Source organism: Pseudomonas sp. 7-41, assembly GCF_021233075.1.
Lineage (GTDB): Bacteria > Pseudomonadota > Gammaproteobacteria > Pseudomonadales > Pseudomonadaceae > Aquipseudomonas > Aquipseudomonas veronii.
In genome coordinates this window covers 748,119-768,728 of record NZ_CP089551.1, presented here as the reverse complement: position 1 = coordinate 768,728, position 20,610 = coordinate 748,119, and the positions used below count along the sequence as shown (strand labels likewise).

At 62.2% G+C, this 20,610-nt stretch carries 15 protein-coding genes; 2 read left to right on the top strand and 13 right to left on the bottom strand.

Going from position 1 to position 20,610, the window contains the following annotated elements:
* Positions 1-30 precede the first annotated feature (30 nt).
* The 13 genes from LQ249_RS03285 to glnE all read right to left on the bottom strand — a co-directional run bounded on the left by LQ249_RS03285 (position 31) and on the right by glnE (position 15,736).
* Entirely contained in the window at positions 31-1,437 is a 1,407-nt protein-coding gene (locus tag LQ249_RS03285; protein ID WP_232566190.1) for a PIG-L deacetylase family protein, read from the bottom strand.
* Positions 1,434-2,330 carry an antimicrobial resistance protein Mig-14 gene (locus LQ249_RS03280; protein WP_126588435.1) on the bottom strand — a complete coding sequence of 299 codons (897 nt, stop codon included), beginning with the start codon at positions 2,328-2,330 and terminating at the stop codon, positions 1,434-1,436. The genes LQ249_RS03285 and LQ249_RS03280 overlap by 4 nt, the downstream gene beginning before the upstream one ends.
* The gene (locus LQ249_RS03275) at positions 2,331-4,088 is read right to left on the bottom strand and encodes a carbamoyltransferase family protein (protein ID WP_017849797.1); all 1,758 of its coding nucleotides are present in this window, start codon (positions 4,086-4,088) and stop codon (positions 2,331-2,333) included.
* Between the two features lie 142 nt (positions 4,089-4,230).
* A complete protein-coding gene (locus LQ249_RS03270; RefSeq protein WP_057003658.1) occupies positions 4,231-4,584 on the bottom strand; it encodes a YceK/YidQ family lipoprotein in 354 nt (117 codons plus the stop codon).
* Positions 4,585-4,925: 341 nt separating this feature from the next.
* Positions 4,926-5,234 (bottom strand): hypothetical protein, encoded by a 309-nt coding sequence (locus tag LQ249_RS03265; protein WP_017849799.1) that lies wholly within the window; start codon positions 5,232-5,234, stop codon positions 4,926-4,928.
* A gap of 399 nt (positions 5,235-5,633) precedes the next feature.
* Entirely contained in the window at positions 5,634-7,085 is a 1,452-nt protein-coding gene (locus tag LQ249_RS03260) for a lipopolysaccharide kinase InaA family protein (RefSeq protein WP_232566189.1), read from the bottom strand.
* Complete coding sequence (locus LQ249_RS03255) at positions 7,085-7,837, bottom strand: lipopolysaccharide kinase InaA family protein (protein WP_232566188.1); 753 nt, start codon at positions 7,835-7,837, stop codon at positions 7,085-7,087. Before LQ249_RS03255 ends, LQ249_RS03260 begins: the two co-directional genes overlap by 1 nt.
* Positions 7,834-8,568 carry a lipopolysaccharide kinase InaA family protein gene (locus LQ249_RS03250; RefSeq protein WP_046384933.1) on the bottom strand — a complete coding sequence of 245 codons (735 nt, stop codon included), beginning with the start codon at positions 8,566-8,568 and terminating at the stop codon, positions 7,834-7,836. The genes LQ249_RS03255 and LQ249_RS03250 overlap by 4 nt, the downstream gene beginning before the upstream one ends.
* On the bottom strand, positions 8,568-9,374 hold the full coding sequence (rfaP, locus tag LQ249_RS03245) for a lipopolysaccharide core heptose(I) kinase RfaP (RefSeq protein ID WP_046384934.1): 807 nt from the start codon (positions 9,372-9,374) through the stop codon (positions 8,568-8,570). Before rfaP ends, LQ249_RS03250 begins: the two co-directional genes overlap by 1 nt.
* The gene (locus LQ249_RS03240) at positions 9,371-10,495 is read right to left on the bottom strand and encodes a glycosyltransferase family 4 protein (protein WP_046384935.1); all 1,125 of its coding nucleotides are present in this window, start codon (positions 10,493-10,495) and stop codon (positions 9,371-9,373) included. The genes rfaP and LQ249_RS03240 overlap by 4 nt, the downstream gene beginning before the upstream one ends.
* On the bottom strand, positions 10,495-11,556 hold the full coding sequence (waaC, locus tag LQ249_RS03235; protein ID WP_017849805.1) for a lipopolysaccharide heptosyltransferase I: 1,062 nt from the start codon (positions 11,554-11,556) through the stop codon (positions 10,495-10,497). The genes LQ249_RS03240 and waaC overlap by 1 nt, the downstream gene beginning before the upstream one ends.
* Before the next feature lies 1 nt (position 11,557).
* On the bottom strand, positions 11,558-12,592 hold the full coding sequence (gene waaF / locus LQ249_RS03230) for a lipopolysaccharide heptosyltransferase II (RefSeq protein ID WP_017849806.1): 1,035 nt from the start codon (positions 12,590-12,592) through the stop codon (positions 11,558-11,560).
* Positions 12,593-12,796: 204 nt separating this feature from the next.
* A complete protein-coding gene (glnE, locus tag LQ249_RS03225; RefSeq protein WP_046384938.1) occupies positions 12,797-15,736 on the bottom strand; it encodes a bifunctional [glutamate--ammonia ligase]-adenylyl-L-tyrosine phosphorylase/[glutamate--ammonia-ligase] adenylyltransferase in 2,940 nt (979 codons plus the stop codon).
* 383 nt (positions 15,737-16,119) lie between these two features.
* Between glnE and aceE the strand changes: the two genes are divergently transcribed.
* Positions 16,120-18,765: a pyruvate dehydrogenase (acetyl-transferring), homodimeric type gene (gene aceE, locus LQ249_RS03220; RefSeq protein WP_046384939.1), complete on the top strand. Its 2,646-nt coding sequence runs from the start codon at positions 16,120-16,122 to the stop codon at positions 18,763-18,765.
* Between the two features lie 11 nt (positions 18,766-18,776).
* A complete protein-coding gene (gene aceF / locus LQ249_RS03215; RefSeq protein ID WP_232566187.1) occupies positions 18,777-20,423 on the top strand; it encodes a dihydrolipoyllysine-residue acetyltransferase in 1,647 nt (548 codons plus the stop codon).
* Positions 20,424-20,610 lie beyond the last annotated feature (187 nt).

The following is a 20,610-nucleotide window of genomic DNA, read 5'->3' as shown; positions in this document are numbered from 1 at the left end:
AAACGGATGCGGTCTGCCGTAAATAAGGTCTCAGTCCTGTTTCAGGACCCACAGCAATTCATGCCGACGCACAGCCTTGCGGAAGAATTCGTTCTCTCCGTATGGCGATGGGCTACGCCCGGCCAGCACCTGTTGCAACCAGCGACGCACACGGCGCTTGAACGGCGCGCGCGGTTGCAGGTCGTGCATCATGCCCAGGGCCATGGCCTTGTCCTGCTGCTGACTCAAGGCGAGCGTGAAACTGCAGGGGACCAGTTCGTCCGCGGTGTCGAAACGCGGCGGCAGGGCCACGCCGGCGCCCGAGTCGCCCATGGGCCAGCGGTCGTTATCATGCAAGTGATTGGCGTAACCGAGCAATGTGTCGGGCTGCCACGCCAGGCCCTCCAGGGCTTCCAGTATCGCCGCGTGAGCGCAGATATGGTCGGCGTGCGGATCGAGCAACGGCGTCGGCAGCACGATCACCTGCGGCCGCGCCTTGAGCAGCAGCGCGCGCAGGTCGGCGATCAGGTTGTGCCAGGTCGGCGCGCCGTCCACGTCGCCGGGCAGCGCAAAGGCATTGAACTGACGAAACAGCCGCGTATCGCTCAATTGCGCCTCGCGGGAGGCTTGAGCCTGGTCCGGCGCGGCCTGCATGGCCGCCAACTGCATGCAGAAGTAGCCCAATTGCACGCACTGTGCTTCGGGAACGCCGGCCCAGCGCGGCACGGCAATGCTGTCCCAGGCCCGCAGGCGCCCTTTGAGTTGCGCCGCTTGCGCCTTGGGCAGGCCCATCTGTTGATAATGCTCGGCTTCGATTTCACCGGCGGTCAACGTGACGATCCAACTTTCGGCCGCCTGGCTGTACAGGCTGAAGGCCGCCAGTTCGGCGTCGTCGGCATGGGGCGCAATCACCATCACACGTTGCTGGCGATAATCCGGCTGACGGAAACGCCACAGCGTCGGCTGGCCGTTGATCCGGCAAAAACGCCCGCGCACCCGCAGTTTGCCGGCGGCCAATGCCTCGGCGGCGCCGGTCAGATTGAGGTAACGGCGCCCGCCGACGCCGCGCTCGAACACTTGCCGGTCCGGCGTTTGCAGACCCAGCAGTTCCACCGCCGGGTCGATGAAACGCCCGAGCCACGAGCTGTGCAGCTCGATGCCGACGATCAGGGTGTCGTCCGCCGCCAGCGGCGCGTCCAGCAACAGCCGCCCCGCGTCCAGGCGCAGGCCTGGCACTTCACTGCCGTGAGGGAATGCGTAGGCATAATCCTCGTTGGGCGAATAGAACAGATGATCGGCAAACCAGGCTTCATGGGCCGCCCACAGCACCACCGCCAGAATCAACGGCAGCCACCAGGCCACGAGCACACCGGCCGCGATCAGCACCAGCAAGCCAATCAGCAGCGCGATGCGCTTGGTGCGCCGATGACGCTTGAGCAGTTGCTGCTTGCGGCTCATAGGCTGAACACCGGCACCGGGTTGCACCAGCGCTCCTTGTATTCACGGTCGGCGCGCCCGAAGGAAAAGCGCAGCGGTTTATCCACGGCCCGCGCCTGTTCCCAGGCGCTTTGCGTATTGAGGAAACTCAACACGCTGCCGGGGCTGAATTCACGAGTCTGGGGGTCGACACCGCCGTTGACGTATTCGATGCTGACCCACTCGGGCGCCTCGACGCGATACACCAGTTGCACGGCAATCGGCGCATCGTTGAGAAACAGTACCGAGCCCACCAGGAACTCCTTGAGCAAGCCCAGCACCTGCGCCAGATGCTCGGCGCCGGTGGCCGGGAAGCCCCAGCGGCGCTGGAACAGGTCGCAGTAGATCGCCGCCAGCTCACCGCTGGAAAACTCACTCACCGCCCGCACCACGCCGCCGGCTTCTTCGAGCAACCGCAATTCGCGGCGCTGGTTGTAGCGAAACTTCTTCGACAGGTCTTCCGGGGTGCGCGCCATGGCCAACTGCTCGGCCTGGGGCTTGAGGGTGCTGACGCGCCCCTCGTTCAACGCCGACAGGTAGCGCCCACGGTGGCGTACCGGCAACTGCGCGTCGGCGGCGATCGGCAGGATGATTTCGGCATTGCCCAGATCGAACACGCCTTTCTTGCCGCGCCGCTTGAGCACGTCCTTGGACAGGGCCAGGTCGCGCCCCCAGGTGGCAATCGCGCCCTTGAGTTCGCCGTCCTGCTCCCAGCCCAGGTAGCGCACCGGAATCTGCGCCAGGTCCGCCAACCGTTCGACGATCAGCGGATGCGTCGCCACGCTGCCGCCAAACCGCTGCCAGGCCTGGGCGTAGACCTCGGCCTCGACAGGTACCCAGCCGCGTTCACGCCAACCCTGGAAGCGATTCAGCATTTAAACCACAGCGTCATAAGGGTCCACGCCGTCCTTGACCACCAGGATGTCTTCCATGATCAGGTACTGCAGGTCGGAACCGAAGAACATGTTCAGCGCATCGGTCGGCGAGCAGATCATCGCTTCGCCACGACGGTTGAGCGAAGTGTTCAGGGACACGCCGTTGCCGGTCAGCACTTCGAGCTCTTTCATCATGTCGTAGTAGCGCGGGTTGTATTCGCGCTTGAGCACCTGGGCGCGGGACGTGCCGTCCTCATGGACCACTTCCGGCACGCGGGTTTTCCACTCTTCCGACACTTCAAAGGTGAAGGTCATGAACGGCGCCGGGTGATCGACCTTGATCATCAGCGGGGCCACGGTGTCGAGCATCGACGGGCAGAAAGGCCTCCAGCGCTCGCGGAACTTGATCTGGTGGTTGATACGGTCCGCCACGCCGGTAGCGCTCGGGCAGCCAATGATCGAACGACCGCCCAAGGCACGCGGGCCAAACTCCATGCGCCCCTGGAACCAGGCCACCGGGTTGCCGTCGACCATGATCTTGGCGATGCGTTTAGGCATGCTGTCGATCTTGCGCCAGTCCGGCTTGCTCGGGTGCTTGGCGCAAGCGGCGATCACGTCTTCGTTGCTGTAGGACGGGCCGAGGTAGACGTGTTCCATCTTCTCCACCGGCACACCACGGGCGTTGGACACGTAAGCGGCGGCGCCCACGGCGGTGCCGGCATCGCCGGACGCCGGTTGCACGAACAGCTCTTTCACGTCGTCACGGGCAATGATCTTCTGGTTCAGCTTGACGTTCAGCGCACAGCCGCCGGCGAAGGCCAGCTTGCCGGTTTCCTTGAGGATGTCGCCCAGGTAGTAGTCGATCATCTGCAGGGACAGCTTCTCGAACAGCGCCTGCATGCTGGCCGCGTAGTGGATGTACGGCTCGTCGGCGATGTCGCCTTCGCGCTTGGGCCCCAGCCACTCGATCAGTTTGGGCGAGAAGTAGAAACCCTTGCCCTTCTCTTTATAACGACGCAGGCCGATGACGTTGGCGTAGTCGGTGTTGATCACCAGCTCGCCGTTTTCAAAGGAGGCCAGGCGCGAGAAATCGTACTTGCTGGCATCGCCATAAGGCGCCATGCCCATGACCTTGAACTCGCCGTCGAGCATCTCGAAACCGAGAAACTCGGTGACCGCGCCGTACAGGCCGCCGAGGGAGTCCGGATCGTAGAATTCCTTGATCTTGTGGATCTTGCCGTTTTCGCCGTAGCCGAAGAACGTGGTGGCGTACTCACCCTTGCCGTCGATCCCCAGGATCGCGGTTTTCTCCTTGAAGCCGGAGCAGTGGTAGGCACTGGAGGCGTGGGCCAAGTGGTGTTCAACCGGCTCGATCTTGATTTTCTTCGGATCGAAGCCCAGCTGTTCCAGGCACCAGACGATCTTGTTGCGGTAGCGCTTGTAGCGCCGGTTGCCCATCAGGATCGCATCGAGAGCGCGGTCCGGGGCGTACCAGTAACGCTTGGCATAGTGCCAGCGCGCTTCGCCGAACAGGCTGATCGGGGCGAACGGGATCGCGACCACATCAACGTCGGAGGGCTTGATGCCGGCCTGTTCCAGGCAGAATTTCGCCGATTCGTAGGGCATGCGGTGCTTTGCATGCTTGTCGCGCACGAAGCGTTCTTCTTCGGCGGCCGCGATCAGCTTGCCGTCGATATACAGGGCTGCGGAAGGATCATGGCTAAGGGCGCCGGACAGGCCAAGAATCGTCAATGCCACAGGGGTCTAGCCTCTTTTAGTCTGCATGCAGGCGCGTTACGCCTGAAAAAAGTGTGCCTCTCGCCTGGGCGAGAAACAGCTAAAGGGCGGGATTATAGCTCAAAAGCAGGAGGAAGCTGTTAGCGGCGAGCGTCGAGGAGGTTCAGCGGAAGATCTCGATGCTGCCGTCCTTGTTCTGACGGTAGATCGTGTAGGGCAGGACCAGGGTGTCTAGCACGCCAGAGCCGATGAACTCGATGGCGATGATCGGGAAAGCATTGTTCTCGTGGTCCGACAGGGCTCGGTCATTCAGGCTTTTTTCTGGGGCGGGCTCAGCATTGAGCGTACAAAACCCGTAGATCACCCCACTGTAGATGCGCGGGATATTTTCGCAGTAGCTGCGCGACTCCTTGAGGTTCTGGCTGGCGACAGCGTCCGGGCGAAAGACGGTGTTGATGGTCCCGCAACCGGAGATTGCCAGGAGAGCAGCAAGCAACACAGGGTACATACGGATCATGAACGACACCGTTCAGCATAGAGGGTCGACCACACTAACATCGCCAGCGAAGATAGCCTACACCGGCACACCGATACGTCATGTGAGAAAGTTCCGATAAGACAATACAGGATTAGTTGCTTCGCGCCGCGAACACACCGGAGCAAAGAGCACTGACGGGCAAATCAATACGCTTGGTTAACGTTCAAACCAACCCTTCCTTTAAACCGCACCTGCAACTATCAACATGATCAACGGCATGAAACCCATTACCCAAAAAACGCAATAACAACGAGACGACATGAATGCTGCGCATACCCATGCAGCAGCATTCTTTTCGACGTTACACGCCCACGGGCGCCTTAATAGTGCAGCGACCGCGGAGGCTCCGCACCATCAAAGTCAATTTGATGCCCCGCTCCAACGTTGATGCTTCCTAACCCCGGTTCACCATTACCCGGCTGCCCCCTGCCCGTACCCGGCTGATAGAAACCACCATTACCGTCGGATTGAATCTCATGATCAATCGGCTGATTTTGCGCATCCAAATACTCAGCATCTTCCCCGGCCGCCTGATCCAGCGGATTGTTTTGCCCCTTCTCATTAAAGTTATTATTTTCGTACCTCTGATAATCAGCAGCCACGTTTGAGTTAGCATTGATAGACGACATAAAAACCTCCTATAAATAATTGAACAACCTCATCGGCTGTAGAACAAATTTATAGAACGACAAAAGAATGCTCAACCCGCAACATGCGCCACACATGTATCCGTTTAAAACAAGAAGTACAATACAACCAAACAAATACCTTGCCCCAATAAATTGCTCTAGGACAAGTCTGATATAAGCCAGCACACTTCGCGCTATCCGCCGAATCCGTTTCAACTTCTAACTTACTTAAAGCCCGCAACCCGTATCAAGACAGCCTCGCAACCGGGCATTGTATAAAATGATACATAATTGCCAGATTCGAGCAGTTCGTGCAGGCCAACTGGCTGCTGGGGGACAGGCCCCTGCAAGCCCGCCCCCACACTTGACCGCGTCCTACCTGAAAACCCCGCTCGACCGTCAGCCGGCGCCGCCGACTTCCTTCGGCAAACGCTGATCGATGACCTGATACAGCGCACTGCCTTGCGGCCAATTACGCATGAAGCGTGCGCGGTCCTTGGCAAACGCCGTGGCGAAGCTGGCGTCGGAGCGGTGCTGGCGCATCGCATCCAGGTCGATCAAGGCCCAGCGGCCGTCGTGCCAGAACAGGTTATGGCCCTTGAAATCGCCATGGCTGATGCGCTCGCGTATCAGCTCGGCGAACAGGTGGTCCAGCGCCAGCAGTTCGTTTTCAGGCGCGTCGCCCTGCTCCACATACGGTGCGAAGCGCTCGATGATGTCCGGCCCCGGCAGGTATTCAGTGACCAGGTAAGCGCGGCTGCGCAGCCAGAAAAAGCGCTTTTCCAGCACGGCCAGCGGCTTGGGTGTGGCAATGCCGAGGAACGCCAGGCGATTGCCTTCGCGCCAGGAATGCCAGGCGCGGCTCGGGCGCCAGAAACGCTTGAGCCAATGGGCGAAGCCCTTGATGTTGTAGCGTTTGATCACCAGCGGCCGGCCGGCCACTTCGACCTTGGCCACGCTGGCCGCACCGCCGGTCTTGTACAAATGCCCCTGGTCGAGCAAGGCATCGGCCTGCTCCAGCACCGGCAGCATCGCGCGCTCCTCCTCGCGACGGATCGCCCGCAAGCCAAACGCGCCGCGCACCACGCTGAACAGTGTGCATTCGCGGCCGACCTTGTCGAGGAAGTCCTTCAGGCGCCAGGCGCTGACCTTGCGCACCTGCTTCTCCAGGGCTTCGAGCGGTAACGCATGCTCGCCGTTGCTCAGCAGGTAATACACCAGCAACTCTTCGGTAAACGGCGTGAGGTTTTTCGGCAACTGGGCGAAAAACACCCCGAGGTTTTCCAGCACCCGGTTGCGCGACAGCGGCTGGCCCGCCTGTTCCACGCAGATCCCGGCACCATCGATCAGGTACAGCTTGCCGCCCTGGCGCAGCAGGTTATCCAGGTGCAGGTCTTCCTGCCACAGGCCCTTGGCATGCATGCGGGCGATCGCGTCCAGCGCTTCGGCGAGCACAGCGGTCTGCTCATCGGCCAACGGCGGCAGGCCTTCGACCGCTTGCCAGGCGTCGGCCAGGCTTTCGGCACCGTCGATAAACTCAAACAGCAGCCAGCCGCCCTCGCCTTCCTGCAAACCGTCGGCCAGCAGCAGCGGCGTGGTCAGGCCTTGCTCGGCCAGCAGGCGCACGCCGTTGAGCTCACGCTGAAAATGCCGCGCCGCCTTGCTGCCCACCAACAACTTGGCCAACACCGCGCGACCGCGCCAGACACCGGCACCTACATAGCGCTGGCCCGGCAACACGCGCAACAGGCTGAGCAATTGCAATTGACCAGGGCCTGCGGCGTCCGCCAGTTCGATGGTCAGCGGCAGGCTTGGGCTGCGCCCGGCCTGCTTCAGCGCGGATAAACGCATTAACGGTGCTCCTTGTGGCTGCGGCGAGCGGTCAGGCGCTGCTGCCAGGTGGCGACCAGCGGGCTGTCTTCAGGTTGTTCCAGATACGCCGCCAGCAGGTGATGCGTTTGCGCATCCGACCACTGCGGCGCACGGCGCAACAGCGGCTCCAGGTCCTTGACCCGGTCACGCCAGCCAAACAGCAGCGGGCGGGTTTTCTCCAGGTCGATCAACTGCGCGGCATAACCGTCGCCGGTGGCCTGCAGGAAAATATGCTTGGGGTAAAAACACCCGTGGACCTGTCCCACGCCGTGCAGACGGCGCGCCAATTGGCCACAGGCCAACAGGATCGCACGGTGCTGGGGGTCGCTCAGTTGCGGCCACTGTTCGAGCAACGACTCCAGGTCATTCCAGCCGTCCAGGGCGCGGGTCAACAGCATCGCGCGGTGCTCGCCAGCGACTTTGCGCTCACCGTAGAACGCCGCCTGCAAGGCCGGGATACCCAACGCGCGATAACGGCTGATGTTACGAAACTCGCGGGAAAAACTCGGCTCGCCAAACGGTCGGTGCAAGCTGCGCGTGAGGTAGTTGCTCTGGCGCTTGAGGTAGTAACCGTGGCCGTCGAGCTCCAGGCGGAACACGCTGCTCCAGCCGCCACGGCTGGTGTTCGGCTCGTCCACCGCGTCCAGTTGCTTGGCCCACAGGGCATCGAAACTGGCCAGACCGTTGCGCTCCAGCAGAGCGCGGTCTTCGGCCGCCAGGAAATCACTCATTCGCGTCCCTCGAAAAACTTCACCACATGGCGAATTCGCTGTTTGTCCGACGCACTCAGGTGCGCGCGCTGGCGGTATTGCAGGTAGAAGCGCAGGCGCTGGGTGGCCGACAGGTGATACTTGGCCACCTTGTCCAGGCAGGCCAGGTCTTTGGTGATGCGGTATTTGAGCCAGAACCCGCGCCAGAAATCGCCGTTGGGGCAATCGATCAGGTACAGGGTGTGCTGGTCGTCGATCAGCAGGTTGCGCCACTTCAAGTCGTTATGGGTGAAGTGATGATCGTGCATGGTACGCGTGTATTCGGCGAGCTGGCGGCTGACCGCATCGACCCATTTGGGGTCTTTGAGGCGCACGTCGCTGCGCTCGGCCAGCACCGACAAGTCTTCGGTCTTGGGCAACTCACGGGTGATCAGCGCGCCCCGGGCGTAGGCCAGGCCATTGCGCTCCAGGCCCCAGGCGACCACGTCGGCGGTGGGAATGCCCCACTTGGCGAAACGCTTGAGGTTCTGCCACTCGGACTTCACCCGCGGCTTGCCCAGGTAGCGGCGCAGGCCCTTGCCGGCACCGACGTAGCGCTTGACGTAGTAATTGACCCCGCCGCGCGCCACCCGGATCACTTCCGACAGCGGGTCGCGGGTCAGCCGCTCGCCTTGCAGGGCGAACACCGCTTCAAGGCTTCCAAAATCATCCGCGAGGCCGGCGTATGCGGGTTCCAGGTTCCAACCCGCCATCAGAGCGCATCCCCGTAACGTTGTTTGCGCGCGTAGAGCTTGGCCGCCTTGTGCTCCAGCCACTGCAGCAGTGCGGCCTCTTCGGCGAGAATCTGGCGCAACGGCTGTTGGAAGTAGCCCTTGAGAAAACGCAGCTTGTCACGCTGGGTCAGGCCGATATCCAGCGCCGAAAAATACAGCGCCGCCAGGTCCTTGTTGCGCCAGCGCAGCGGGATCTTCGAGCGCACCTGCGCACGGTGCAGATCGATCACCGACAACTTGAAATCATCGGCCACCAGCGGCTTGTCCGTGTGCAGCAGGAAATGGCAGATATAGCAGTCGCGATGGTTGACCCCGGCGCGGTGCATCATGCCGGTCATGCGCGCCACTTCGGCGATCAGCGCATGCTTGATGACTGGCGATGGCGGTTGCTTGAGCCAGTCCATGCTCAGGTCTTCGAGGCTGACGGTGGGCGCCAGCTCTTCGGTGACGATAAACGAATGCTGGTCGGCCGGGTTGCTGCCCTTTTCGCCATAAGCCACGGCGGTCATGGTCGGCACGCCGACTTGCTGCAAGCGCTGGATCGCCCGCCATTCCTGGCCGGCGCCCAATACCGGCAACTTCGCGGTGATCAGGTTCTTGAGGATTTCGGCCCAGCCGATACCACGGTGAATCTTCACGAAATAACCGCGGCCCTCGACCTCTGTACGCAAGGTACGACGGGCATCGAGTTCGCGGTACACCAGGCCGTCCAGCTTCTCGACTTCGGCGAACGCATCGCGTCCGGCCCAAAGGGTCTTGAACGGTTCGGCAAGCATCAACTTCATCGGTTCGGCTCCGCCAGGATCAGGTCCGCAGCGTACTGCGGCATGCTATAGAGGTCGGCCGTCTCGGCGAAGGCCAGACCATTGCGACTCATGGTCGCGCGCGCTTGTGGATCGTCGAGCATATCGACCAGGTATTGATTGAGTTGAGCCTGTTCGAACGGCTCGTCCAACACCCGGCCATTGCCGGCCTTGTCGATATAGAAGGCATAACCGCAGACCTTGCTCACCAGCACCGGCAGGCCGGCGACAACCGCCTCGATCAGCACCATGCCGGCCGCTTCGTTGTAGGCCGGGTGGATCAACAGGTCGGCCCCCAGCAGAAAGCGCGGAATATCGCTGCGCCCCTTGAAAAAATGCACTTGCTCGCCCAGGCCCAGTGCGGCGCTCTGTAATTGGAATACTTTGGGGTCGTCCTGGCCGATTACAAACAGCCGGGTACGTTTCTTCAGCGCCGACGGCAATGCGGCCACAGCCTTGAGGCTGCGGTCGACGCCCTTGGTCTTGAAGCCGGAACCGATCTGCACCAACAGCAAATCGTCCTCGGCCAGGCCGAACTCATCGCGAAACTGTGCGCGGATCTGCGCGGCATTCGGCGGCGCGCGCCGGTCACGGGCGATGCCCGGCGGCAGCAAATGAAAGCGCTGCGCCTGGGTGCCGTAGTAACGCGTGAACAATTCCTGCTGATGGGCCGAGAGCACCATGATCTGGGTCTTGGCGCTCTGTTCGAAGACGGCGCGCTCGTACTCGGCAAAGTGTTTGTAGCGGCCGAACCAGCGGTACATCGGGTTGCGCAGGGTTTGTGCCTTGTCTTCAAACACGCCATCGGCGGCGAAGTACAGGTCCAGCCCGGGCATTTTATTGAACCCGACCACGCGGTCCACCGGGCGCTTGGCCAGGTCGGCCTGAATCCAGGCGTAGAGTTTTTCGTTGCGGCGATGGTTGAACAGCGCCTTGACCGGCGCCACCAGCACTTCGAAACCGGGCGGTACATCGCCTTCCCAGATCAGGGTGTAGACACGGATCTGATGACCGCGCTGCTGGCACTCCAGGGCGATACGCATGAAGTCGCGCTGCAAGCCACCGAACGGAAAATACTTGTACAGAACAAACGCCAGTTGCATCAGTGCATCTCCTCGGCCAGTAACAACGTGCTCAGCCGGCTCGCCACACGCTCAGGGTTCAGCCGCGTGAAGCACAGGGGCGATTCGCGCTTGATGTCGAACCGACGCAGATCGTCGGCCGTGGGTTGATAGGTACACTGTTTCAGCAGGCAGGGCGCACACGGGAAGTCGCTGGCCAGGTGAATCTGGCTCTTGCCGTAGGCGCCGGTCAGGCCGGGGTTGGTGGGGCCGAACAGCGAAATGGTCGGCACGTCCAGGGCTGCAGCCAGGTGCCCGAGGCCGGTGTCCACCGCAACGCAGGCGCGGGCGCCGGCGAGCACGCGGGCGACGCCGGCCAGGTTCAGTTTGGGCAGCACCTCGGCGTTGTCCAGGCCCAGGGCCAGGCGTTCGGCGCGGGCCTTTTCGGCGGCATTGCCCCATGGCAACTTCACGTCCACGCCCAGGCGGCCCATGCGCTCGGCCAGCTCGCGCCAGTAGGCTTCGGGCCAGTGCTTGGTGTCCCAGGTGGTGCCGTGCAGCAACAATACAAACGGCTTTTTCGGCGGCAGGCCGAGCAGCTTGTCGACGCTCAGGCCGTAGTCGCCCAGGGCCTTGGGCAAGTCATAGCCGAGGGCCACGGCGAACAGCTGGCGCAGGCGCTCCACCGCGTGCTGCCCGCGGGCCACGGCCAGGCGCCGCGAATAAAAGCGCGCCGCGATCGGTTCACGCGCCGAGTTTTTGTCAAACCCGGCCACCGGGGCGCGCACGTAGCGGGTCAGCCAGGCGCTTTTGAGCAGGCCCTGGGCGTCGATCACCAAGTCGTATTTGGTTGACTGGATACGCTGCTTGAAGCGCCGCCATTCGCCACTTTTGAAGGTTTGCCAGAGGTTCTTGCGCCAGCGGCGAATCGCCACCGGGATCACCTTGTCCACCGCCGGGTGCCAGGTGGGGATCTCGGCAAAGCCTTCTTCCACCACCCAGTCGAATCGAATGCCCGGGATCGCCCGCGCCGCATCGGTCAGTGCCGGCAACGCATGAATCACGTCGCCCAGGGATGAGGTCTTGATTACCAGTACCCGCAACTCAGTGAACCTCGACCACAGTGCCCTGCAACCGCTGCAAGGCTTCGTTGACCGGTTGCGGCAACAACTGGCGCAGGCAGTTGTAGTGGCCGAAACGGCAGGTGCGGTCAAAACACGGGCTGCATTCCAGGCCCAGGCGCACCACTTCGACCTTGTCGGCCAACGGCGGGGTAAACCCTGGGGAGGTCGAGCCGTACACCGCGACCAGCGGGCGGTTCAGCGCCGCCGCGACGTGCATCAGCCCGGAGTCGTTGGACACCACCGCATCCGCGCAGGACAGCAAGTCGATGGCCTCGGCCAGCGAGGTGTCGCCACTGAGGTTCACCGCTTCTTCGCGCAGGCCGGGGATCAGGCGCTGGCGGATGTCTTCACCCACCGCATGATCGTTCTTCGAGCCGAACAGCCACACCTGCCAGCCTTCGCGGATCTTCGTCTCCGCGACTTTGGCGTAATGCTCCGACGGCCAGCGCTTGGACTCGCCAAACTCGGCACCGGGGCACAGCGCGAGCACCGGACGGTCGAGGGCCAGGCTGAACTTGGCCAGGGCCGCGTCGCGGGTGATCGGGTCGATCTGCAGGCTCGGGCGCGGATACGGCGTCGGCAACTCGGCACCCGGCGCGTAGGCCAGGGCCATGAAGCGTTCGATCATCAGCGGGTAGCGCGCCTTGTCGAGCTTGCGCACGTCGTTGAGCAGACCGTAGCGAAACTCGCCGCGCCAACCGGTGCGCTTGGGAATGCCGGCGAAAAACGGCACCAGCGCCGATTTCATCGAGTTGGGCAGCAAGATCGCCTGGTCGTACTGCCCGGCCAGGGATTTGCCGATGCGACGGCGGGTCGCCAGTTCGAGGGCGCCATGGCCGAGCGGGAAGCTCAAGGCCTGGCGCACTTGCGGCATGCGCTCAAGGATCGGCCGGCTCCACTCAGGGGCGAGCACGTCGATTTGGCAGTCGGGATGACGTTGTTTGAGGCACTGGAACAGTGTCTGCGCCATCACCATGTCACCGACCCAGCTGGGCCCAACGATCAGAATATTCATGTAGTTTCCACAAACGATGCGGGGAGGCTTACGCCTCCCCGCCTCGATGATTACTGTAGATCGCACTTTGTGTGGCAGCGGGCTCGCTCGCGATAGCATCACCGCGGTCCGCTAGACAGACCGCAGCGCCTGCATCACGAGCAAGCCTGCTCCCACATGAAGCCGGTTTCCACATTAGATTGGCGTCGCTCATTTAATCGAGTGTCAGCTTAACCCCAGCGCCTGCCAGATTCGCATCACCTGGCGCCGTTCGTCGGCGAACTGATCCCCGGCCACCGTACCGGCTTCGTTCTGCAAAGCCTGGCGGTGCGCCGCGGAACGGTAGGCCTTATATACCTCGCGCAGTAAATGGGCATCGGCGGCGGGCATCAGCCCGACCTGCTCCAGGCCCTCCAGAATGCGGATATTGTCGGTGTAGCGCAGCAACGATGGATGTTGCGCAGACCATGCCAAAGCGGCGTATTGCACCATAAATTCAATATCGACGATACCTCCGGCGTCCTGCTTGAGGTCGAACGCCACCGTCGGTTCGAAGGCATTCGCGCCGGTACCGGCCGCCGTGGCCCGGGTCCCGAGGTTATCGCGCATCTTGGCGCGCATCTCGCTGACCTCCTGGCGCAGCTTCGTCAAGTCGCGTTCACGGCCCAACACCTTGGCCCGCACCTGTTCGAAGGCGCGGCCCACGTCCTGGCTGCCCACCAACACCCGCGCGCGGATCAGCGCCTGATGTTCCCAGGTCCAGGCTTCGTTTTCCTGATAGCGCGCAAAGGCGCCGAGGGAGCTCACCAGCAAACCGGATGCGCCCGACGGTCGCAGGCGCATGTCCACTTCATACAATTGCCCCGAGTTGGTCTGGGTGGTCAGCAAGTGAATGATCCGCTGGCCCAGGCGCGTGAAAAACTGCGCGCCGTCGATCGGCTTGGCGCCATCGGTTTCGGCCTGCGGGTCGCCGTCATGGATAAACACCAAGTCCAGGTCCGAACCATGCCCCAATTCGATGCCGCCGACTTTCCCATAACCGACAATGATGAACCCAGGATCGCACACGCTGCCATCCAACCGCTGCGGCGCGCCGTGGCGGGCGACGGTCTGGCGCCAGGCCAGGGCCAGCACTTGTTCGAGGATGGCTTCGGCGAGCCAGGTCAGGTAATCGCTGACTTTCATCAGCGGCAGGCTGCCGGCGATTTCCGAGGCGGCCACGCGCAAGCGGTGAGCCAGCTTGAAGTGCCGCAGCGCTTCCATCTGCTGCTCAAGGTCGTCTTCGGGGATACGCGTAAGGCGTTCGCGCAGTTCGGCGGCGAGTTCCGGCGCCAACGGCGGCTTGAACAAGCGGCCTTCGTTGAGCAATTCGTCGAGCAGCAGCGGGAAGCGGGTGATCTGTTCGGCGATCCACGGGCTGGCGGCGCACAAGGTCAACAGGCGCCGCAGGGCGTCGGGGTTTTCCGTGAGCAACACCAGGTAGGCGGACCGGCGGGCGACGGCTTCCACCAGCGGCAAGACGCGCTCCAGCACCAGGTCCGGGTTGGCGTGCTCGACGGCCTGCGCCAGCAGACGCGGGATAAACGCATCCAGGCGCTCGCGACCGAGGCGCTGCATGGCGCGCAATTGCGGGCTGCCGCGCAGGCCGGCCAAGGCTTTGAGCGCTTTGGGCGCGTCAGTGAAGCCACCTTCGGCCAGTTGGCGGCAGGCGGCGTCTTCGTCCTGGGACTCTTCCCACAGTGGCAACCATTCCCCACCGACGACCAGTTCGCTTTCTTCGCCGTCTTCTTCATCCGGATCAGCGATCACCTGGCGGAAGTGCCAGTCTACCCGCCCACGCCAGTACATCAGGCGCTCATGGAACGCGGCCCAATCGGCGAAGCCGAGCATAAAGGCAATGCGCGCCTGGTCTTCGGGGCTGTCCGGCAGCATCTGGGTCTGGCGGTCGGCAATCGCCTGGATCGCATGCTCGGTGTAACGCAGGAATTCGTAGCCATCGCGCAACTCGGCGATCACCGCCGGCGGCAGGTAGCCCTGGCCTTCCAGGGTGCCCAGCACCTTGAGCAACGGCCGTTGCTGCAGGCTGAGGTCGCGCCCGCCATGGATCAGCTGGAACGCCTGGGCGATAAATTCCACTTCGCGGATGCCGCCCGAACCGAGCTTGATGTTGTCGGCCATGCCCTTGCGCCGCACTTCCTGCTGGATCAACTGCTTCATGGTGCGCAGCGCTTCGATGGCGGAGAAGTCCAAATAGCGGCGGTAGACGAACGGTCGCAGCATGTCGAGCAGTTGCGCACCGGCCACCTGATCGCCGGCCACCACGCGCGCCTTGATCATGGCGTAGCGCTCCCAGTCGCGGCCCTGGTCCTGGTAATACTGTTCCAACGCATTGAAGCTGAGCACCAGCGCGCCCGCCGAACCGTAAGGCCGCAGGCGCATGTCGACACGGAAGACAAAACCGTCGACGGTCATCGGGTCGAGGGCCTTGATCAGTTTTTGCCCCAGGCGAATGAAGAACTCCTGGTTATCCAGGGCGCGCTTCACCCCCACCGTCTCGCCGCCTTCGGGGTAGGCGAAGATCAAGTCGATGTCGGATGACAGGTTCAGCTCCACCGCGCCGAGCTTGCCCATGCCGAGGATCACCATCTGCTGCGGCTCACCGCTGCGGCGCCCGGTCGGCGTGCCGAACTGCGCGCAATGGCGCTGGTACAGCCACTGGTAGGCCTGGTCGATGCTGGCGTCGGCCATGTCGGAGAGGTCGCGACAGGTTTGCACCAGATCCGCCTGGCGGGTCAGGTCGCGCCAGATGATGCGGACTTGCTGGCGGGTACGCTGGCGGCGCAGCACGCGGCCCAACTCATCTTCTGTTTCAGCCTGTTGCACGGCACCGGCGATCTGCCCGCACAGCTCGCCCGGCGCAAAGCCACGGTCCAACTCGCCCCAGGCGACCAGTTCGAGCAACATCAACGGGTCACGAACACTCTGTTCAATCACGAAATCACTGGCCGCGCACACCCGCGCGAAATCGGCCCAGCGTTGCGGCGTCCATTCAGAAAGGCCATGATCGTCGTCCAGCGCGGCCACTGCGTCACGGAATGACTGTTCGGCCCGAATGGCGAACGGCAAGAGAACGGCCGGCAGCTCGGCCAGCGTTGGAAGGCTCATGGTCTATCCTTGAACGGCGCGTAAAGGCCTTGTTGTGGTGAACGCAGGAGGCAGGCGCGATGAATGACTGTCGAACAAAAGTTAGAAATAGCTGAAAATTCATAAATTTTGGCAGGTAACATTAAATTTCTACCTTTTCTTCTTCGCAAAAGATCAACAATAACGATTATGCTCACCTAACGGACCGAGCAATCCGCTCAGTCTTGTGTAGTTTTACTACTCGTATATACATTCGAAAGGCTGAAATGGCCGACGATTTGTAGTAAAACTACAGGACGCCGGAGCAACCTCCGGCCATCCAAGAATTTATGTCGTCTGCCCACAAGGCCAGTCGCAAACTTCAGGCAACCGATTCTGGTAGCCTTTCCGCCCTGGAGCAAGCCATGCAAGACCTCGATCCCGTCGAAACCCAGGAATGGCTGGACGCCCTGGAATCGGTTCTCGACAAAGAAGGCGAAGACCGTGCTCACTATCTGATGACCCGTATGGGCGAACTCGCGACCCGCAGCGGCTCGCAACTGCCCTACGCCATCACCACGCCATATCGCAATACCATCCCTGTTACCCACGAAGCACGCATGCCTGGCGACCTGTTCATGGAACGCCGCATTCGCTCGCTGGTACGTTGGAACGCCATGGCGATGGTAATGCGTACGAACTTGAAAGATTCTGACCTGGGCGGTCACATCTCCAGCTTCGCTTCCAGCGCAACGCTCTATGACATCGGCTTCAACTACTTCTTCCAGGCCCCGACCGACGAACACGGCGGCGACCTGATCTACTTCCAGGGCCACACCTCGCCAGGCGTCTACGCCCGTGCGTTCATGGAAGGTCGCATCAGCGAAGAACAGATGAACAACTTCCGCCAGGAAGTCGACGGCCAGGGCCTGTCGTCCTACCCGCACCCTTGGCTGATGCCTGATTTCTGGCAGTTCCCGACCGTTTCCATGGGGCTGGGCCCGATCCAGGCGATCTACCAGGCGCGCTTCATGAAGTACATGGAAGCCCGTGGTTTCATCCCCGAAGGCAAGCAGAAAGTCTGGTGCTTCCTGGGCGACGGCGAGTGCGACGAGCCGGAATCCCTGGGTGCCATCTCCCTGGCCGGCCGCGAGAAGCTGGACAACCTGATCTTCGTCATCAACTGCAACCTGCAGCGCCTCGACGGCCCGGTTCGCGGCAACGGCAAGATCATCCAGGAACTCGAAGGCGTGTTCCGCGGTGCTCAGTGGAACGTGACCAAAGTCATCTGGGGCCGTTTCTGGGACCCACTGCTGGCCAAGGACGTCGACGGTATCCTGCAACGTCGCATGGACGAAGTCATCGACGGCGAGTACCAGAACTACAAGGCCAAAGACGGCGCGTTCGTGCGTGAACACTTCTTCAACACGCCTGAACTCAAGGCGATGGTTGCCGACCTGTCCGACGACGAGATCTGGAAACTCAACCGTGGCGGCCACGACCCGTACAAGGTCTACGCGGCGTACCACGAAGCGGTCAACCACAAAGAACAACCGACCGTCATCCTGGCCAAGACCATCAAGGGTTATGGCACCGGTGCCGGCGAAGCGAAGAACACTGCGCACAACACCAAGAAAGTCGATGTCGGCAGCCTGAAGCTGTTCCGCGACCGCTTCGACATCCCGGTCAAGGACGAAGAGCTGGAAAACCTGCCGTTCTTCAAGCCAGAGCCGAACAGCGCCGAAGCCCGTTACCTGAGCGAGCGTCGTGCCGCACTGGGCGGTTTCGTGCCACAGCGCCGTGCCAAGAGCGTCAACATCCCAACACCGGCGCTGGATACCCTCAAGGCCATCCTCGACGGCTCGGGCGACCGTGAAATCTCCACCACCATGGCCTTCGTGCGGATCCTCGCGCAGCTGGTCAAGGATAAGGAAGTCGGTTCGCGCATCGTGCCGATCATCCCGGACGAAGCCCGTACCTTCGGTATGGAAGGCATGTTCCGTCAGTTGGGCATCTACTCCTCCGTCGGCCAGCTCTACGAGCCAGTCGATAAAGACCAGGTGATGTTCTACAAGGAAGACAAGAAGGGCCAGATCCTCGAAGAAGGCATCAACGAAGCGGGCGCCATGAGCTCCTTCATCGCTGCCGGTACGTCGTACTCCTGCCACAACCAGCCGATGCTGCCGTTCTACATCTTCTACTCGATGTTCGGCTTCCAGCGTATCGGCGACCTGGCCTGGGCAGCAGGCGACAGCCGTACCCGTGGTTTCCTGATCGGCGGCACCGCCGGTCGCACCACGCTGAACGGCGAAGGCCTGCAACACGAAGACGGTCACAGCCACATCCTGGCGGCCACCATTCCGAACTGCCGCACCTTTGATCCAACCTACGGCTATGAGCTGGCGGTGATCATCCAGGACGGCATGAAGAAGATGACCCAGGAGCAGCAGGACGTTTTCTACTACATCACCGTGATGAACGAGTCCTACCAGCAACCTGCCATGCCGGCCGGTGTCGAGGAAGGCATCATCAAGGGCATGTACCTGCTCGAAGAAGACACCAAGGAAGCAGCGCATCACGTGCAACTGATGGGCTCCGGCACCATCCTGCGCGAAGTGCGTGAAGCGGCGAAGATCCTGCGTGACGAATTCAACGTCGGCGCCGACGTGTGGAGCGTGACCAGCTTCAACGAACTGCGTCGCGACGGCCTGGCCGTAGAACGCAACAACCGCCTGCACCCAGGTCAGAAGCCTGAGCTGAGCTACGTCGAAGAATGCCTGACTGGCCGTAAAGGTCCGGTCATCGCATCCACCGACTACATGAAGCTGTTTGCGGAACAAATTCGCCAGTGGGTCCCGTCCAAGGAATTCAAAGTCCTGGGCACCGACGGTTTCGGCCGCAGTGACAGCCGCAAGAAGCTGCGTCACTTCTTCGAAGTCGACCGTCACTTCGTGGTGTTGGCAGCCCTGGAAGCCTTGGCTGACCGCGGTGAGATCGAACCCAAGGTGGTGGCTGACGCCATCGTCAAGTTCGGGATCAACCCGGAAAAACGCAACCCACTGGACTGCTGAGGAGACTTTTTGTGAGCGAACTCATTCGCGTACCTGACATCGGCAGCGGTGAAGGTGAAGTAATCGAGCTGTTTGTGAAGGTCGGCGACACCGTCGAAGCCGACCAAAGCATCCTGACCCTGGAATCGGACAAGGCGAGCATGGAAATCCCTGCTCCCAAGGCCGGCGTGGTCAAGAGCCTGAAAGTGAAGCTGGGCGATCGCCTGAAAGAAGGCGACGAACTGCTGGAGCTGGAAATCGAGGGCGCCGCCGCTGCGGCCCCTGCTCCAGCTGCCGCGGCAGCACCGGCGCCAGCGCCGGCTGAAAAACCTGCTGCTGCCGAGGCCCCTGCGGCCCCGGCTGCCGCACCGGCCGCAGCCACCATCCAGGACATTCATGTCCCGGACATCGGCTCGTCGGGCAAGGCCAAGATCATCGAACTGCTGGTCAAGGTCGGCGACACCGTCGAAGCCGACCAGTCGCTGATCACCCTGGAGTCCGACAAGGCCTCCATGGAAATCCCTTCGCCGGCTGCCGGCGTGGTGGAAAGCATCGCGGTCAAGCTGGAAGACGAAGTCGGCACTGGCGACTTCATCCTCAAGCTGAAAGTCCAAGGCGCTGCGTCGGCTGCTGCCCCGGCACCGGCCGCTGCGCCGGCTGCCAAGGCTGAAGCCGCACCGGCCGCCGCGGCTCCAGCTCCAGCGCCTGCCGCAAACGCCGAGGCCACACCGGCCCCGGCGGTGGCACCGGCACGAAGCGGTGCCAAGGTTCACGCCGGCCCTGCCGTGCGCCAACTGGCCCGCGAGTTCGGCGTCGAGCTGAACGCCGTCACGGCCACCGGCCCGCACGGTCGCGTGCTCAAGGAAGACGTACAGGTTTACGTCAAATCCATGATGCAGAAAGCCAAGGAAGCCCCGGCTGCCGGCAATGCTACCGGTGGTGCGGGCATTCCGCCGATCCCGGTCGTGGACTTCAGCCGCTTCGGCGAAACCGAAGAAGTGCAGATGACCCGCCTGATGCAAATCGGCGCGTCGAGCCTGCACCGCAGCTGGCTGAACATCCCGCACGTGACCCAGTTCGACCAGGCCGACATCACCGACCTGGAAGCTTTCCGCGTTGCGCAGAAAGCCGTGGCCGAGAAGGCCGGCGTGAAACTGACCGTGCTGCCACTGTTGCTCAAGGCCTGCGCGCACCTGCTCAAGGAGCTGCCGGACTTCAACAGTTCGCTGGCGCCAAGCGGCAAGGCGATCATTCGCAAGAAGTACGTTCACATCGGCTTTGCCGTCGACACCCCGGATGGCCTGCTGGTACCGGTCATCAAGAACGTCGACCAGAAGAGCCTGCTGCAACTGGCTGCCGAAGCCGCTGCGCTGGCTGCCAAGGCCCGCGACAAGAAGCTCACCGCGGACGACATGCAGGGCGCATGCTTCACCATCTCCAGCCTCGGTCACATTGGCGGCACTGGCTTCACGCCAATCGTCAATGCGCCGGAAGTGGCGATCCTGGGCGTTTCCAAGGCGACCATCCAGCCGGTATGGGACGGTAAAGCCTTCCAGCCGAAGCTGATGCTGCCACTGTCGCTGTCCTACGATCACCGCGTGATCAACGGCGCCGCGGCGGCACGCTTCACCCAGCGCCTGAGCCAACTGCTGAACGATATCCGCACCATCTTGCTGTAAGCCGCGACGGGCCTCCCTTGCACGAGGGAGGCCCGATTGCATCGATTTCCGAGCGCCACGCTCGTACCTCAACCCCGCCACTTGGCGGGGCTTTTTTTGCGCGTTTCTTGGACAGTAAAAACAGGGTTGTACACCACCTATCACCCCGATTGCAGAAATCGACCGCGTAGCCGATATAACCCTTATA

Excerpts from the sequence above, each read along its gene's own strand:
- LQ249_RS03285 (WP_232566190.1), bottom strand. The coding sequence starts at position 1,437 with ATGAGCCGCAAGCAGCAACTGCTCAAGCGTCATCGGCGCACCAAGCGC.
- LQ249_RS03280 (WP_126588435.1), bottom strand. The coding sequence starts at position 2,330 with ATGCTGAATCGCTTCCAGGGTTGGCGTGAACGCGGCTGGGTACCTGTC.
- LQ249_RS03270 (WP_057003658.1), bottom strand. The coding sequence starts at position 4,584 with ATGATCCGTATGTACCCTGTGTTGCTTGCTGCTCTCCTGGCAATCTCC.
- LQ249_RS03265 (WP_017849799.1), bottom strand. The coding sequence starts at position 5,234 with ATGTCGTCTATCAATGCTAACTCAAACGTGGCTGCTGATTATCAGAGG.
- LQ249_RS03260 (WP_232566189.1), bottom strand. The coding sequence starts at position 7,085 with ATGCGTTTATCCGCGCTGAAGCAGGCCGGGCGCAGCCCAAGCCTGCCG.
- LQ249_RS03255 (WP_232566188.1), bottom strand. The coding sequence starts at position 7,837 with ATGAGTGATTTCCTGGCGGCCGAAGACCGCGCTCTGCTGGAGCGCAAC.
- LQ249_RS03250 (WP_046384933.1), bottom strand. The coding sequence starts at position 8,568 with ATGGCGGGTTGGAACCTGGAACCCGCATACGCCGGCCTCGCGGATGAT.
- rfaP (WP_046384934.1), bottom strand. The coding sequence starts at position 9,374 with ATGAAGTTGATGCTTGCCGAACCGTTCAAGACCCTTTGGGCCGGACGC.
- LQ249_RS03240 (WP_046384935.1), bottom strand. The coding sequence starts at position 10,495 with ATGCAACTGGCGTTTGTTCTGTACAAGTATTTTCCGTTCGGTGGCTTG.
- waaF (WP_017849806.1), bottom strand. The coding sequence starts at position 12,592 with ATGAATATTCTGATCGTTGGGCCCAGCTGGGTCGGTGACATGGTGATG.
- glnE (WP_046384938.1), bottom strand. The coding sequence starts at position 15,736 with ATGAGCCTTCCAACGCTGGCCGAGCTGCCGGCCGTTCTCTTGCCGTTC.
- aceE (WP_046384939.1), top strand. The coding sequence starts at position 16,120 with ATGCAAGACCTCGATCCCGTCGAAACCCAGGAATGGCTGGACGCCCTG.